Origin of the sequence: Streptomyces sp. GbtcB7 (assembly GCF_019091445.1) — a bacterium.
Taxonomy (GTDB): Bacteria; Actinomycetota; Actinomycetes; order Streptomycetales; family Streptomycetaceae; genus Streptomyces; species Streptomyces mirabilis.
The window spans coordinates 1-240 of record NZ_JAGXJM010000565.1 but is presented as its reverse complement, the minus strand read 5'-3'; the positions used below and the strand labels follow the sequence as shown (position 1 = coordinate 240).

Annotated in this window: 1 protein-coding gene; it reads right to left on the bottom strand. The window is 76.2% G+C overall.

Features of this window, described 5'->3' with window-relative positions:
• Window positions 1-240, bottom strand: a 240-nt coding sequence (locus KVT44_RS56835) for a hypothetical protein (protein ID WP_217577151.1), incomplete at both ends; no start/stop codon positions are given.

Sequence of the window (240 nt, the reverse complement as noted above, 5' to 3'; positions counted from 1 at the left end):
CCAGCCCTGCGCGGTACCGGTCTTGTGCCCGGGACCGGTCCCGTGGCGCGTACCCGCCTCGCGCGGCTCGGCCTGGACGGGGAAGGTCACATCGGCGATGGCCGTACGCCCTCCCGGTACCGAAGCGGCCTTCGCCACGAGGGAGCTGACGAGGCGGGCCCGGTCCGGGACCTGGGTGGTCTCGGCCCCGCGGACCACGCCGTGGCCGCTGACGAGATGGGCGCGCTGGTCGGCGGCCAC